Origin of the sequence: Paenibacillus sp. ATY16 (genome assembly GCF_003399985.2) — a bacterium.
In the GTDB taxonomy this organism is placed as follows: Bacteria; Bacillota; Bacilli; order Paenibacillales; family Paenibacillaceae; genus Pristimantibacillus; species Pristimantibacillus glycanilyticus.
Window position 1 is genome coordinate 31,408 of record NZ_NMOK02000026.1, and the last position, 15,126, is coordinate 46,533.

General features: G+C 46.3%; 17 protein-coding genes. 9 read left to right on the plus strand and 8 right to left on the minus strand.

The annotated features are described in order from the left end of the window. Positions 1-41 precede the first annotated feature (41 nt). Together CFI03_RS16895 and CFI03_RS16900 are read left to right on the plus strand one after the other, a co-directional pair. Entirely contained in the window at positions 42-266 is a 225-nt protein-coding gene (locus CFI03_RS16895; RefSeq protein WP_015842751.1) for an alpha/beta-type small acid-soluble spore protein, read from the plus strand. Positions 267-362: 96 nt separating this feature from the next. Next, on the plus strand, positions 363-1,238 hold the full coding sequence (locus CFI03_RS16900; protein ID WP_248758118.1) for an ATP-dependent DNA ligase: 876 nt from the start codon (positions 363-365) through the stop codon (positions 1,236-1,238). A 41-nt stretch (positions 1,239-1,279) separates the two neighbouring features. Here the strand turns inward: CFI03_RS16900 and CFI03_RS16905 are convergent, their stop codons facing one another. The 4 genes from CFI03_RS16905 to CFI03_RS16920 form a co-directional block, all read right to left on the minus strand. Beyond that, positions 1,280-1,807: a PspA/IM30 family protein gene (locus tag CFI03_RS16905; protein WP_248758119.1), complete on the minus strand. Its 528-nt coding sequence runs from the start codon at positions 1,805-1,807 to the stop codon at positions 1,280-1,282. 26 nt (positions 1,808-1,833) lie between these two features. Then, a complete protein-coding gene (locus CFI03_RS16910) occupies positions 1,834-2,928 on the minus strand; it encodes a hypothetical protein (protein WP_248758120.1) in 1,095 nt (364 codons plus the stop codon). A gap of 205 nt (positions 2,929-3,133) precedes the next feature. Then, positions 3,134-5,281 carry a heavy metal translocating P-type ATPase gene (locus CFI03_RS16915; RefSeq protein WP_248758121.1) on the minus strand — a complete coding sequence of 716 codons (2,148 nt, stop codon included), beginning with the start codon at positions 5,279-5,281 and terminating at the stop codon, positions 3,134-3,136. A gap of 116 nt (positions 5,282-5,397) precedes the next feature. Then, positions 5,398-6,477: a copper resistance D family protein gene (locus CFI03_RS16920; RefSeq protein ID WP_248758122.1), complete on the minus strand. Its 1,080-nt coding sequence runs from the start codon at positions 6,475-6,477 to the stop codon at positions 5,398-5,400. Positions 6,478-6,639: 162 nt separating this feature from the next. Here CFI03_RS16920 and CFI03_RS16925 point away from each other — a divergent pair, with 162 nt between their 5' ends. From CFI03_RS16925 to CFI03_RS16950, 6 genes are all read left to right on the plus strand, one after another. Then, positions 6,640-7,008 carry an ArsR/SmtB family transcription factor gene (locus CFI03_RS16925; protein ID WP_248758123.1) on the plus strand — a complete coding sequence of 123 codons (369 nt, stop codon included), beginning with the start codon at positions 6,640-6,642 and terminating at the stop codon, positions 7,006-7,008. A 22-nt stretch (positions 7,009-7,030) separates the two neighbouring features. Next, the gene (locus CFI03_RS16930; RefSeq protein WP_248758249.1) at positions 7,031-7,447 is read left to right on the plus strand and encodes a YkvA family protein; all 417 of its coding nucleotides are present in this window, start codon (positions 7,031-7,033) and stop codon (positions 7,445-7,447) included. A gap of 229 nt (positions 7,448-7,676) precedes the next feature. Continuing rightward, positions 7,677-8,603, plus strand: a complete 927-nt coding sequence (gene trxB / locus CFI03_RS16935; RefSeq protein ID WP_481857692.1) for a thioredoxin-disulfide reductase — start codon at positions 7,677-7,679, stop codon at positions 8,601-8,603. A 60-nt stretch (positions 8,604-8,663) separates the two neighbouring features. After that, positions 8,664-9,185, plus strand: coding sequence for a thiol peroxidase (tpx, locus tag CFI03_RS16940; RefSeq protein WP_201006043.1), 522 nt, complete (start codon positions 8,664-8,666; stop codon positions 9,183-9,185). A gap of 135 nt (positions 9,186-9,320) precedes the next feature. Beyond that, complete coding sequence (locus CFI03_RS16945) at positions 9,321-9,779, plus strand: MarR family winged helix-turn-helix transcriptional regulator (RefSeq protein ID WP_248758125.1); 459 nt, start codon at positions 9,321-9,323, stop codon at positions 9,777-9,779. Positions 9,780-9,922: 143 nt separating this feature from the next. After that, a complete protein-coding gene (locus CFI03_RS16950; RefSeq protein WP_248758126.1) occupies positions 9,923-10,429 on the plus strand; it encodes a P-loop nucleotide/nucleoside kinase family protein in 507 nt (168 codons plus the stop codon). Positions 10,430-10,459: 30 nt separating this feature from the next. Here CFI03_RS16950 and CFI03_RS16955 read toward each other — a convergent pair whose 3' ends face one another. The 4 genes from CFI03_RS16955 to CFI03_RS16970 all read right to left on the minus strand — a co-directional run bounded on the left by CFI03_RS16955 (position 10,460) and on the right by CFI03_RS16970 (position 13,561). Further along, on the minus strand, positions 10,460-11,281 hold the full coding sequence (locus CFI03_RS16955; protein ID WP_248758127.1) for a DUF2935 domain-containing protein: 822 nt from the start codon (positions 11,279-11,281) through the stop codon (positions 10,460-10,462). 125 nt (positions 11,282-11,406) lie between these two features. Beyond that, entirely contained in the window at positions 11,407-12,054 is a 648-nt protein-coding gene (locus CFI03_RS16960; RefSeq protein ID WP_248758128.1) for a glycosyltransferase, read from the minus strand. A 130-nt stretch (positions 12,055-12,184) separates the two neighbouring features. Then, positions 12,185-12,853, minus strand: coding sequence for an S-layer homology domain-containing protein (locus tag CFI03_RS16965; RefSeq protein ID WP_201006052.1), 669 nt, complete (start codon positions 12,851-12,853; stop codon positions 12,185-12,187). A 138-nt stretch (positions 12,854-12,991) separates the two neighbouring features. Beyond that, positions 12,992-13,561: a TetR/AcrR family transcriptional regulator gene (locus tag CFI03_RS16970; protein WP_248758129.1), complete on the minus strand. Its 570-nt coding sequence runs from the start codon at positions 13,559-13,561 to the stop codon at positions 12,992-12,994. Positions 13,562-13,722: 161 nt separating this feature from the next. On the opposite strand from CFI03_RS16970, the gene lpdA reads away from it, so the two are divergent. Continuing rightward, positions 13,723-15,105, plus strand: a complete 1,383-nt coding sequence (gene lpdA / locus CFI03_RS16975) for a dihydrolipoyl dehydrogenase (RefSeq protein ID WP_248758130.1) — start codon at positions 13,723-13,725, stop codon at positions 15,103-15,105. Positions 15,106-15,126 lie beyond the last annotated feature (21 nt).

Genomic DNA, 15,126 nt, shown 5'->3' on the forward strand with positions numbered 1-15,126 from the left:
TTCCACAAAATAACCTCACATCCAAGAAGGAGTTGACTATTATGGCTAACCAATCCAACAATTTAGTTGTACCGCAAGCGAAAGAAGCTTTGAACCGCATGAAATACGAAATTGCTACTGAGCATGGCATTCCGCTCTCCGAAGGTTACAACGGCAATCTGATGACTCGCGAAGCGGGCACGATTGGCGGCAACATTACGAGACGCCTTGTTCAAATGGCAGAACAGTCTTTAAGCGGAGCACAATTCTCCAATACAAGAAGATAGCAAGCAAAACAGTCATTCCCCTCCATCTTGCACATCACTTACCATCGGCTAGCGATCATGACGATGTTATAATGGTGAGATGAGAGGGGAATGTTTATGTTTATCTCACCTATGCAGCCTATGAAAGCTGAGGAACCCTTCAACTCAGAGGAGTATTTATTCGAACCCAAATTGAATGGTCATCGTCTAATCGTTTCGTTTATTAACGGACAAGTGAATATGTATACCAGGAACAACAATGAAGTTGCAAGACAGTACCCCGAGCTGTTTAACGTTCCCGTTGACAGCGGAATAGATGTCGTTTTCGACGGAGAGGTTGTAAGATTGCGGGACGACGGAACGAATGATTTCGAAGAACTTATCCAAAGATACCGAATGGGCAAAGCAACAAAAATAAAAGAAGCCTCCAGAACTCATCCCGTGCAATATTACGTCTTCGACATCTTGTATCTGAACGGAAAAAGCTTGGCGCATCTGCCTCTTGTCAAACGGAAAGAGCTTCTTGCCCAGATTCTTAAACCAAGCGGATACTATCATGTAACCATGTCCATTGAGCAAGAGGGAAAAGCCTTGTTTAAAGTAATGGAAGATAAAGGCCTGGAAGGCATTGTAGCAAAGAAAAAGAACTCTAAGTATATGAGCAAAAGATCCGAGAATTGGCTCAAGGTCATCAATTATCACTACCTTGAGGTTTCCATTTGCGCCTACAGACGCAGAGAATTCGGTTGGCTTGTCGAGCATGAGGGAAGAACGGTCGGCTGCATCGAATGGACGATTCCGACGGAGGACAGGAAAGCTTTTTACAACTGTGCTCAATCCCTTATTACCGGACAAGACAAACATTTTGTCTATGTAAAACCTATACTTAAAGTCATCGTAAGGTTCCGTGACTGGACCTCAAATCATATGCTTCGGACCCCCGAATATGTGGGATTTAGCGGAGAAAAAGCCTCTAAGATGATGATATCTTAGAGGCTTTGCATTATTCCGGACGTGATTTCATTAATTCGGCCCTAGTCCTCGGCTAAAAAAGTTTCCTCTTTTAATCTTTCCATTGCGGAAGCGGAGAACGATTCATTTAATGCTGTATTCATTTTCAATTGCGAATGGGCTGCTTCCGTGCGAAGAATGAATTGTTGACGCATGTCTTTGGCTGTTTGAAGTTTGTTTTCAAGTTGGGCTAAAGTATCTTTTAATTGTTCCGTGGCCCGCTCTAATTTATCCACCTCGGGCTCCAGCTTCTCGGAATAAGCTTCCTGCGAATGTGCCAGCGTGAGCCAGTGTCTGGCCATATCGGCATCGCCTTCTTTAGCTGCTAGTTCGGCCTTGTCCCGATGCATGGACAAGCTGACCCGGTATGTTTTCAATTTCCCTTTTAAAAGCAACCATTCTGATTCCGATTTATTTACGGTAACGGTTAGTTCTCGCAGTTTTTCTGAGTAGGACTCGATAAAAGCGTTCAGAACTCGCACGGGATGCTCATCTTGAGGGCTGTTGACCCTGGATAAGAATAGATCTTTCATGCGGCTAAAGATCCCCATCGAATACCCTCCTCAAACTAGTGTAATCAATCTTCGCAATATTTACGATCTACGCCGGATTGGAAAGAAGCTGCCGTAATGAAGTTTCCCGAAGCTCCATCATCCCCATATTCGTAAACAAAAACATGGCCTCGAGGAAGCACTCTTCCAAGCACATGAACCGAATCGCCTGTTACCCGGTAGACCGGAGGGAACGGACAGCAATACCAGTAGCCGTCTTCTTTAACAAGACCTTGTTTCATAAGCTCTTCAACCGTGGTCTCATACTCACGTTCGAGCGGAGTTATTACGCAAGCGGACCAATGTTCTTCCAAGTCTTCAACTGCTTGTGCCCATTCGCCGGCTTCTATAATATCATTTCTTGCTTCCGACGAAGTTACTTTCCAAATGTCCGAAGAATCCAGTTTGCAGCGAGATTTAACGAAGAAATGACCTGAGGAGCCTGTATTGGAACGTTTAACCAGCTCAGGGACCTTTAATCCCTGTGCGACAAGCAAATAATCCGATAGCGCCATCCAATATTGTTCCTCGGCATCTTCATGGCTTTCTGCCGATACCTTGCGTCCGTTCGAGATGTTTCCTACGATCGCATCGCCTGCTTGTTTCCTCGTTTTAGCCGATTCGTACAAAAGAATAACTTCCTTGAACCTCTCACCTTGATCCCGTATTAATTCAACTGCTTGCGCTGTCATATCATCCATTGCTTCTGCCGAACGTCTTAAGCCTGCCAGATGCTCCACGGGACAAGGGGAAGGGCCTTCTTCCTGTTGACCGAGCTGGATCGGCAATGCGATGGAGGCGGCATTCGCGAATGCCGCTTCTTGCCTAGTTGCTACCATTAAGTCGGGAATTTTGCCATACCAGATATCGGCTTGGTTGTGGGTAATGACGGGTACGGATTTTGGTTCGCTCAAGAGTGCGTCTCCCAATAGCGCATCTGCCATCAGTTGCATGCTTCGCGTAACCTGCAGAAACGCAAGAGCTCTTGGCATTTCGCTGTTCACGAGCTCAACATGCAAGCCGTACACCTGCTCTCCAAGGCGCTTATAGCTCTCCAGATGTTCGGGAGGGCAAATTTTTTGACCGGTAATACTTTCTCGAATCCAATCAAAAAGTCCCATTAGATCCACCTCCATGCGATTTATTGGTTTCATTTATCAATACGATTCATACCTTGTAGATCCGTATTCCATGTACGTATTCCATATAACGGCAGTTTCAAAGCTGTCATTACTCATTATATAGGTTTTATATTTTCTAGACATCCTTAAGGTTTGCATCAAAAAAAGCAGCCCCAATTTTGATCCAATTAGGGCTGCCTCCATGCTACATCTTTTCTTTCCTGCCTTCAATGAGGATGGTCAAGCTTACAAGCGTAACAAATATAGTAGCGCCCATATCCGAGAGAATAGCGATCCATAAGGTCAACCAGCCCGGAATGGTCAGCAATAACGCAATGATTTTTAACCCAAGGGCAACGACGATGTTGAAACGAATAATACGATTAACCCGCTTGGCGACTGCAACAGCAGCCGGCAGCTTGCCTAAGTGATCCTGCATCAGTACAATGTCGGCCGTCTCGATTGCGCTGTCCGTGCCTTTCCCCATAGCAATACCCAGCTGTGCGGAAGCGAGAGCAGGAGCATCGTTAATGCCATCCCCGATCATAGCCACAATTCCCTTTGAAGAGAGCTCCTTGATGCGATTGACTTTGTCTTCCGGCAGCAAGCCTCCATGGAACTTCGTGACGCCAACCGCTGAAGCTACCTTCTCTGCCGTTTTCTGATGATCACCGGTAAGCATGACGGTATTTTTAATCCCTAATCTGTGCAGGGAGGCAATGACCGTTTTGCTTTCTTGACGGATCTCATCGGCAATTCCGAATATCCCAAGCACTTGGAGCTCGTCAGCTACCAAAACAAGCGTTAGACCATCTTCTTTAAAGAGATTGATTTGCTTTTGAACATGTTCAGGAATCGTAATATGCCCAATGCTTTTTTCATTTCCAAGCCAATAAGCCTGGCCATTTACTTTTGCTTTTATCCCGCGTCCTGTGATGGTTTCAATTTCATCCGGGTCAGGCGCCGCAATGTTTCTATCGGCCAGCTCCTTCATGATTGCTTTTGCCAACGGGTGAGAAGAGGATTTCTCGATGGCGCCGGCTACTGCCAGGAAACGTTCTTCATCATAAATCTCTAATTGCGCGACATGCGGCTCGCCTTTTGTTAACGTACCGGTTTTGTCAAAAGCAAGGGTGTCGATCTTTCCAAGCTGCTCGAGGAAAACGCCGCCTTTAACGAGAATACCGTTCCTCGCGTTACGAGTAATGCCGGACACGATCGCAATCGGCGAGGATAGGATTAGGGCGCATGGACAACCAACGATTAGAACCGACAGCCCCTGATAAAGCCATGTGATCCAGCTGCCCTGAAAGAAAAGGGGAGGGACCACGGTTACCAGCGCCGCAGCAATCATAATAAGCGGTGTATAGTATTTGGCAAATTTATTGATGAACAACTCCGTAGGGGTTTTCGTCTCCTGAGCTTCTTGAACGAGGTGAAGGATCTTGGCCAAAGAAGAATCGTTATAGGCCTTTTCGATCTTAACAATAAGCAGGCCTTCGTTGTTGATACTGCCTCCAAAAACAGGTTCACCCGTCTCCTTCTCAATCGGGAGAGACTCGCCCGTAATAGCCGCTTCGTTAACGGAGCTTTTCCCTTCTAACACAACGCCGTCAGACGGGATTTTTTCGCCGGGTTTGATTTTTACGAGATCTCCAACTTGCAGGGAGGAAATAGGGACGATGCTTTCTTGGCCATTTTCCAGCCTTATGGCTTCCTTAGGGGCCACTTGCAGCAAGGTTTCCATCGAACGGCGGGCCTTTTCCATGCCATAGCCTTCAAGAAGTTCGTTCAAGCCAAATAAGATCGCAACTAACGTAGCTTCTTTCCACTCGCCAATCGCAACCGCGCCAACTAATGCGATGGTCATAAGCGTATCGATATTAAACTTGAGCTTGGCAAGGTTTTTTAATCCGCGGAAAAAAGTCGTGTAACCGCTAATAACGGCGGCTATTAAATAAAGGATAATAACGAACCAATTCGGCAGAACGCCATCCAAAAAGATAGCCGCAACATAAATGATACCGGAGGCAATAAGGAGCTTTAACATTTTGTTTCCATTGCCATGCTCATGAGCATGATCATGTTCGCCATGACTATGACCATTGTGTATGTCATCTTCGTTAACGTGATCGTGACTTTCCGCTAGCTTGTTAAGCTGCTCGGAGATATACGCCCCATCCGACTTTAAGATGCGATTGACTTCGGGCATGGAGATATCCTGACTGACCTTTAATTTCCCCGAGTTATAGCTAAGAGTCGCTTCTTCACCGTGATCGAGCTGCTTTATTTCATCTTCGATTCTTTGCGCGCAGCCGGCGCAGGACAGTCCTTTAATGCGATATTCATTCATAGGAACTTCCTTCTTTCAGTATATGAATACTTGCTCATATATTATGTTGCAGACCGGGAATTGTCAAACCTATTTTGCCCAAAAGAAGGAAAGCTGTCTCTCGAATCGGACTTTTTCTAACTTACGGATTGAAGCAAGCCTAAGAAAGGGAATATTACAGCAGCCGCCGTGCAGGCAGTGAATAACCCCATTTTGTTTTTTCTGTAGGCAGCAAATAAAAGAAAGAACGAGATAAGGCCCATTGCCATGCAAAGGGTGCCAGCCATATTCCACTGCCATTGAAGCGATAAGTCATTTAGATCAGCATGCAGCAATTTGAACAAATTAGATGGCACGGGTTCCTCCGATTCTGTCTCGTGAGGTGGTTCCTGGTTCCCCATGAATGCCGTAGTGATTAGAATAAATAAAGCAACCAAACTTTCTGCTTTAAGCCAGGATTGCAATCCACGTTTATTCTGGCCGTTTGCATATATTTTGGTTAGAAATCCATTCATGAATGCTAACAGGATAAGAGGAATGAACAATAAATGCTTCAATAGGAGTGCCTCTCCATAATTTATTCCCCATGAGCTGATATACCCAACCTCGATGATGATTGACATCATTACAAAACCCGCGATTACGATTAGCGCCATACAAGCGATCGACAACGGCGTGTACCAGCGGGTAAAGGCTTTCCAATTCCAGCTTCCTTTTCGAAACCAAGCGACAAGAATAAGAATGCCAAGCCAGACAGAGACAGCACCAACATGTATGGTTTGAGCTGGTAGTCCCCAAATCTTGGAGAGTGCGGCGGGATGACTCGCATATCCATGAACCAGAACCAAACAAGCCCAAATACCGGCTGCGACCCCTTTCGAAGATTTATGCTTTAAGCCATTAAAAGAAATAACCATAAATAAAGCGCTGCCAAGAATAAAACTCATGATCCATGCCCGTCCGAAGGAGTAGTCGTTCAAAACGATCAGGAGAACTTCCGCGAAAGATATTTGCGGGGCAAAATCCATTAAAATAACGGATGTTCTTACGATTGAAGCAAAAGAGAATACCGGAATTCCGATAGCGGCTAACTGGATCATGCGAGCGGGCACATGGACTTCCGGTTTGAATCGGCTGGGGATAAACTCAAGTACCAGATAGCCTGCGGTGATGGCAAACGAGAGGTAAAGAAGAGTTTCAAAAAAGTAAATATACAAAAAATCAACTCCAAGGAAAAATTGGACTACCGGGATCTATCTTATCATGAATTAATAATTGAAAATATGTTCATGCGTAACTCATGACCGCTCCATAGTTAACTTATATCATCTATGTTATAATGATCATCACGTTAGAAGACAAATAACGGCGAGGTACTTATGACGGATAAAACATTAGTTGATGCATGTGATGAGACTTGCAACGGAACAGCGGTTGATATCACTAAAATACAAGAAAAACTGTTGCCTGATTCCGCAGCAACGGATTTAGCTGATTTATTTAAGGCATTAGGGGATCCGACTCGGGTTAGAATTATCCATACCTTATTACAATCCGAATTATGCGTTCATGATTTATGCGAGGTGCTGGGAATGGGGCAGTCGGCCATTTCCCATCAATTGCGCTCCTTGCGCAATATGCGGATTGTGAAGCGACGCAAAGTGGGAAAGACCGTGTTCTATTCGCTTGATGACGAACACGTTGAGCAAATTTTCGTTCAAACGCTGCAGCATTTGAAACATGTTTGAAAGTAAAGAGTGTGATTACACAATGGACGCCAAAGCGAGTGAAACCAGGCCGTCATTGCTAAATAAATTAAAAACGATGGCGAGGAAACTTAAAGCAAACCTAATGGTCATGTATTTAGCTTATCGTGATCCTAGACTACCGTTGTTTGCGAAAATATTTGCTATTTGCGTTGTTGCTTATGCTTTTAGCCCTGTCGATTTGATTCCGGATTTTATACCTGTTCTCGGATATTTGGATGATATTATTCTCGTTCCATTTGGTGTTTACATAGCTCTCCGGTTATTTCCAAAAGAAGTGCTTGAAGAATACCGAGCCAAGGCAGAGGAACAAAGAAAATTAGGCAAACCAAAAAATTGGATTACAGGCACATTTATTATTGCCGTTTGGATTGCATTAGCGGTGCTGTGCGGCTGGTACATCATTCGGCTTGTTAAATAGTCACCTCTGCACTCTTCATACACTAAAAAACCGCCGAAATTCGGCGGTTTTTTTAGTATATGCAATCATACCGATAAGTGAAATGGCGAGCGACAGCGTTAAATAACCGCAGCTATTTAGATTGTTTAAAATTAATTTGTTGACAAACTAATTTGCGGCGAGTATGATTGGTTCATAAAGTTTGTATGCAAATTAATTGTTTGCAAATGAAACTGAGGGGGAAAACATGATGCATCAACAAACGGTTATTATCGGAACGGGTCCTGCGGGATTAACGGCAGCCATTTACTTGGCTAGGGCGAATCTGACTCCGCTAGTTATTGAAGGAACGCAGCCTGGCGGACAATTAACAACAACGACGGAGGTCGAGAACTTTCCCGGTTTTCCCGATGGAATCACGGGACTGGAGCTTATGGACAATATGCGCAAGCAAGCCGAGCGATTCGGCACGAGATTTCAATCCGGCTTCGTAACCCGCGTGGATGCATCGAAACGTCCTTTCACGTTATACCTGGAAGGCGGCACCGAAATAACGGCGGACGCGGTAATCTTATCGACCGGTGCTTCCGCGAAAATGGTCGGCATACCCGGAGAAGTCGAAAATATCGGCCAAGGGGTTAGCACATGCGCAACCTGCGACGGATTCTTTTTCCGCAACAAAAAAATTATCGTGATCGGAGGCGGCGACACCGCGATGGAGGAGGCGTTGTTCTTAACGCGATTCGCTTCCGAGGTCCGCGTTGTGCATCGCAGAGAGGAGCTTCGGGCTTCCCAGATCATGCAGGATCGCGCGCGCGGAAATGCCAAAATCTCTTGGAGCCTTAACTCGGCACCGCTGGAAGTATTGTCCGGCGACAAAGGAGTGACCGGTCTCAAAGTTCGCAACAACGCGACGGGAGAGGAAGAAGTGCTGGAAACCGACGGAATCTTCCTTGCGATCGGGCATCGTCCGAACACCGGGTTCTTAGGCGGCCAGATCCAAACCGACGAGCAAGGTTATGTGGAAGTTGTTCCGGGAACTTCCCGCACGAACGTTCCCGGCGTATTCGCTTGCGGAGACGTCATGGATCCGATCTACCGTCAGGCGATCACGTCGGCGGGCAGCGGCGCCAAAGCGGCATTGGATTGCGAAAGCTTCTTGTTCGAGCAGCACTAATTCGAATCGATTTTATAACAGCGCATTATAAAACTAATCATTTAATGGAGGTTATTTATCATGACACAAGAACGTACAGGTAAAGCAACAGTAGGCGGACAACCGATTACGCTGGTAGGCCCGGAGTTGAAAGTCGGCGACAAGGCCCCGGCATTCACCATCAACAAAGATCTAATGACCGAAGCAAGCCTTTCCGACTATACAGGCCAGATCAAGCTTATTTCCGTCGTGCCTTCGCTGGACACCGACGTATGCGACGCGCAAACGCGCCGCTTCAATCAAGAGGCGTCGAAGCTGGGTGATGGCGTGGTCGTATTGACGATCTCTGTTGATTTGCCATTCGCGCAAAGCCGGTTCTGCGCGACAGCCGGCATCGAGCGCGTCATCACCTTGTCGGATTATAAACACCGCAGCTTCGGCGAGGCATATGGCGTGCTGATTAAAGAACTGCAGCTGGATCAACGCGCGATCTTTATCGTCGACGCCAACGACACCATCCGATACGTCGAATATTTGGGCGAGATGTCCGATCATCCGAATTACGAAGCCGCGTTGGCTGCTTTGCGCGAGCTCGCGGAGTAAGCGGCCCCTTAAGCTGAAGATGAAGAGCCCTTTGACCAGCTTTCGCTCAAAGGGCTTTCTTTAGCTGCATTGTTTTTTTAGAAAAAGGATTGTAATATGAAGGGCAGCGAAGAAACGTCAGAGGAGGGATGATCGATGAATCAAGATAAACAGGGGCCTCATATACCGTTGGATGCTCATTTGTGTTTTTCGTTATATGCGTGCTCGAGAGCTATTTTTCGCATGTACCGGCCGCTCTTGGACGATTTGGACTTAACCTATCCTCAATACCTGGTCTTGCTTGCATTATGGGAGCATGAGACGATGTCGGTCAAAGATATCAGCGAGCAGTTGGTCCTGGATTCCGGTACGTTGACGCCGATGCTGAAGAGAATGGAAGCCGCGGGACTTGTCCGGCGGGAACGTTCGAAGGAAGACGAGCGGGTTCTGCATATCCGGATTACCGACAAAGGTATTGCGCTCAAAGATCAATCGATGTGCGTGCCGAATTCGCTTCTTGAAGCAAGCGGGATGAGCGAATCGGAGATCGGCGTATTGAACGGTACCATTCAGAAGCTGCTTAATCAAATTAATGAAAATTCTTCAGCAAAATAAAATCCCTCGCGGAAGACAACGCAGTCAGGTTTCAATATGGCCTGAATGTCGGCTTGTCGCCGGAGGGATTAAGTTATTTTACGGAGTTGCTTTTCGGAATCGCCGTAAAAATCAACTATCGGGTTGCGAGGGAGGCGGATGAAATGCTCTATATATTTAGCGGGCTGCCGGGTACCGGGAAGACAACTTTATCCTCGGCTTTGGCTGGGGAGTTACGGGGTGTGTATCTCCGGGTTGATGCGGTGGAGCAGGCAATGAAGGAGGCCGGAATGTTGGTCGATGGACCTGAGGGTTACATGGTATGTTACGCTATTGCATCGCAGAATCTCAGGTTAGGTCTTGACGTGATAGCGGATACGGTTAATCCCATTCCAATCACGCGTGAGGCTTGGCGCAATGTGGCGGAATCGCTTGAAGTCCCGTTTGTGGAAATCGAAGTGGTGTGCTCTGACGAACGCGAGCATAGGCATCGGGTCGAAACACGCAAAGCCGATATTTCCGGCTTTGTTCTACCTACGTGGGAGCAGGTCAGGAACAGGCAGTACGACCCTTGGGACCGAGATCGCATCGTTATCGATACCGCTCATCAAACAGTGTCCGAAAGTTTAACGACATTATATGAACAGCTAAACAACAGCCGGTCACAGTGACCGGCTGTTGTGTTACTAACTAAAGGAAACTCAATGCAGTGAATTATAATCAAAATCCGGCGGCCGATTCCCTTTTAAATGATTTTCGAACATATCGATAATTTCCAGGAATCGCTCGGCTTCCCTATAAACATGATCAGCAAGCAAAGGGTGAATGATGCTCTTAATGCGACAGGCCTCGATAAGGTCCCTTGCAGTCTTTTTGAAATCGCGAAGGCTGACCACGGAAACACGATTTTGATCCAAAAATTGAGTCAATAAGGGTTGGGTCTGTGACTGGGGCCTCATGGAGCTTAAATCTTGGGCTTGCCAAAGCAAGGTATCAAAATCATTGCTGAAATCCCTTGCTTGCTCCACTAATTTCCGTTCTGAAGGATCAAGCAGATGCCCAATGAATTTGGCGTGGTCAGCCATGATTTTTAAGAAGAATACATTCTCATCAATAATAGCATCATGCAGCGGTTCCAACTGACCGTTATTAAGTTCGGCGAGACGATTTCTAAAGTAGTTGGCTTCTCTGCTAGTATGGTCTACCAAGAGGGGGAAGTTGTTTCCGCCTGGGAGCTTGCAGCTTATGATTAAACCAAGCACCTTGCGTTTAAAAACATATATATGAACGGCGGCATTATATACCTCTACATTAAATGCCCGGATGGTTTGAGGGTCAGTATTAGCATTATATTGATGCGCTTTTGTTTCAATCTGTTCAAACACGGAGTAATATCCGTTAGCTTCTTGAATGAGCTGGGTGTCATCGCAGCGAAATCCAAGTTTCAAGAATAGGGAATGCTCTTTCATAATTCTGGACCAGAATCGAATTTCATCTAACGAACGAGTTACAAATTCATTCAATTGTAACCACCCTCCCATATTTGTCGCCTTTTGATGCTTATGTCAGGTCGGTATTGTCCGATAACGTAAAATTCGAAAATAAAAAAGAGGCTTTAGACAAGATGAGCCTCAATTTATATTCAGGTCTAAAACTTATTAGGGAACTGCTTAATGATTCCTTCCGTTAGCATGTCCGCCAGATGGATCATGTGTGTCTCATTTTGATCCGTCGTTGCAATATCTGCCTTCCAATCTCCTTTAATATAGTTCAGTACTATCTCTGTAATATACTGAAGGTGAGTGTACATCATATCTTGCAAGGCTTTAAACTGCCAGTTTGGATTTGCAGAGCTTAAAAAGGTGACTATATCATCCGCGTTTTTATGCCAATCCGCCTCTAACTTCTTTACTTCGTCCGGTTTATTTGCTTTGGCAGCCGCTACGATTTTTCCAGCGATCACAATATGTTCTCTAAATAAATCTGCAAGCTTATTTCCGGCTGCTTCCCCATAGTAAGATTTAATTGAATTGCCGATGTCCTGCTGGTTTCTCAAAAGTCGGTCCAAAACGTCCTGTTGATCTTTAAGATCCGATAGCGCGCTTACAATATAGCTTCTCGTCCAGATGGTATGGTCGATGAAAAGTCTCTGCATATCCGCTTTCAGTTGTGCCATTTTGGGAGTTATGCATTCCGCTTTCTGTTCCTTTGCCGCCTGAGCGGATACACCTGCCGGATTCATGGTAATAACGAGCCCGAAGGTTAAAAGTAATGCCAGCATCCATTTGATTTTCACGTATATCTGCTCCTTGTGCGTTTCAATTCATATCACCTGTATTATTATGGATATTCTATCCACCATTATGCACAAGGTCATTCGCAAAAAAAATAGCTGGCCATGTGGGCCAGCTGTTTTTTTATAATTATTATTCAGCCGATGGAGCCGGAGCTTCACCGATATAGGCGAGTGCATTGTAGATGAGTACGGCTGCATCCGCGCGAGTAATATCATCGGTAGGATTGAAGTTGCCATCCTGGTCAAGCTCGGCGATTTTCAGAACAAGCGCTCTTTGGACGGAACCATCGTACGAAATGGATACCTCGTCTTGATCGTTGAATTCCACCGGAGCAATCTTAATCATCGGTAGATTGCTGTGCTGCTCAATAGCAAGGATAAGCTGGTGGGTGAACTCTTCTTTGGTCCATGTTTTGTTAGGATCCAGATCATTCGGCAAGCCAATGTTATTGTTAGCCGCAATGATAAGCGCATCCGCATACCAAGCATTATCGTCTGCTTTCGGGAAATAGTCCGTAGCGTGAGGCTCTTTGAAGAAACGAAGCGTATCGATGTTCAGATCAAGAGCATTAACAATAAGCTGAATGCCTTGTGCAGCCGTCAGCGTTGCGTTAGGGAAGTAGCGATCTTCGCCAACGCCTTGCACCAGGCCTTTATTTTGCAAAGCCGCAATTTTATCCTTAGCGGGTACATTGGCAATATCCGAGAACGGATTTGTTGCCGCAAAGCTCTGTCCGGCAATGGACAGGGTAAGTACGGCTGTAGCTGCTAAAGTAACGAATTTGGATTTTTTCGTCATGCTGGAATCACCTCATCAAGTTTTTGGAACGTTCCTTCCTCATAGACGGGCTTTTCCATAAAAGGTTGCAACACTACTTACCTTTTTTTATAAACTTAACAATACATTAATATAACGTCCTCGAGCTGCTTGAATGACTTATTGCAAGGCAGCCATTTCTTTGGCATATCGCTTGCTGGCATCCAAGATATTCTGGCTTAATTCGGGATCGTTAACCGAACGGGCTAGTAACAAGGCGCCAACCATAGAGCTTACAATGGCCATGCTTTTTTCATTGTTTTTTCCGATCATTCCCGCTATGAAGCTGAAAAATCGGGTGACCTCCAAAGTAAACGCTTCTCTAATTTCTTCCGAAGAACGGGAGATTTCGCTGGACAGCGTAGGGAGGATACAGCTGATTTCCCGTTGATCCCGATGCGTGGTGCTGAGGTAATAATCGATGACGGTTTGTAATTTGGCAGCCTCTTCTTTCCGGACCGTAGCTCCTTGCAGAACATTAATCGTCTCTTCGATGGCTTTCCGGCAAGCTTCGGCCACGAGTTGATCTTTATTCGCGAAATGGGCATAGAAACCGCCATGCGTTAAGCCGGCCCCCTTCATGATCTGAGGAACGCTAACTTCCTTGATACCCTTCCGGCGGAATTCATTGGAAGCATTTTGTACGATTTTCTCGCGGATATTTAGTTTATGGGCTTTGGTATAGGGCATCCCAACACTCCTGTAAATATGATGGTCTTAATATTATTATAGGGATTTTTAACGTTTATGCAATTTTAATTCGCCAGATATCCGAAATATTGACTCCATCTAAATATGATGATAATAATATATTACGGTCATCATATTTAGAGTTTGGGAGGTTATCGAAAATGGACAGACCAATAGAAGCAGATGTTTTAGTCATTGGCTCAGGGCCGGGAGGTTATGCGGCGGCTGTACGGTCAGCGCAGCTTGGAATGAAGACAATCGTGGTTGAACGCGGCCAAATAGGCGGTATATGCACGAATGTGGGCTGTATCCCTTCCAAAGCGTTAATCGCGGAGGCGCATCGCTATCATTCGCGCAGGTTATGGAGCCGTTCCAGCTCCGTGGATTCTTTTGAGGAGGCCCAGGCTTTTAAAGAAGCGATCGTCAACAAGCAATCCGGAGGCGTTCAATATCTCTTAAAGAGTGCCGGCGTAACGGTTCTGGAAGGTGAGGCGAGCTTTATGGATGAGCATACGGCCAGGATCACACAATTGGAGACGGAGCGGGTAGTAGCTTTCAAATACGCAATCTTGGCGACGGGATCTCGTCCGATTGAGCTTCAGGCCATTCCCTTTGGCAGCCGTGTCTTGTCTTCGACGGAAGCTTTGTCGCTTGCTGGCATACCGGAGAGCCTGATTGTGATCGGGGGCGGTTACATCGGGGTTGAACTGGGACAGATGTACGCGAAATTCGGCAGCAAGGTCACTATTTTGGAGGGGGGACAACAAGTCTTGCCGGGGTTCGAAGCAGATCTGGTTGCTCCGGTTACGAAGCAAATGAATGCCGACGGGATGACCATCGTAACCGAAGCCACAGCTGTTAGAGCGGAGCAGGATTCGGAAGGGATTACGCTTCATTACGTCAGAAATGACGTCCGCCACTCCATTAGAGCCGATTATGCGTTGGTAACGGTCGGAAGAAGACCAAATACGGATGGAAGCCTAGGGCTTGACCGAATCGGATTGCGGACAACAAGCAAAGGATTATTGGAGACGGATAAGCAATGCAGGACCGAAGTTCCTCATGTTTTTGCAATCGGGGATATTACCGCAGGACCGGCGCTTGCCCATAAAGCTTCTTACGAAGCTATAGTTGCAGCCGAGGCTATTGCCGGATTGCCAACAATGGTTGATTACAAAGTGATCCCGCTTGTCGTATTCTCCGGGCCGGAGCTGGCAAGCGTCGGATTAAGCGAAACGGAGTGCAAAGCAAAAGCGATCCCGACGATTGCCGGAAGGTCTTCATTTGGCATAAACGGAAGGGCTTTGGCAGTCAGAGAGCCGGAAGGCTTCGTAAAAGTGATCGCCCATGCGGAAACGGGATTGATTATGGGAGCCCAAGTGGTTGGAGCAGAGGCTTCCACCCTTGTATCGGAGCTTAGCCTTGCCATCGAGATGGGAGCGACTGTCGAAGATCTGGCGTTAACCATCCATCCTCATCCTACATTGGGTGAAGCGATTATGGAGGCAGCGCAGAACGCCGTGAAGAGGTTGGCGAAAAAGTAGCGTTATGCCGCGTCGCATCGG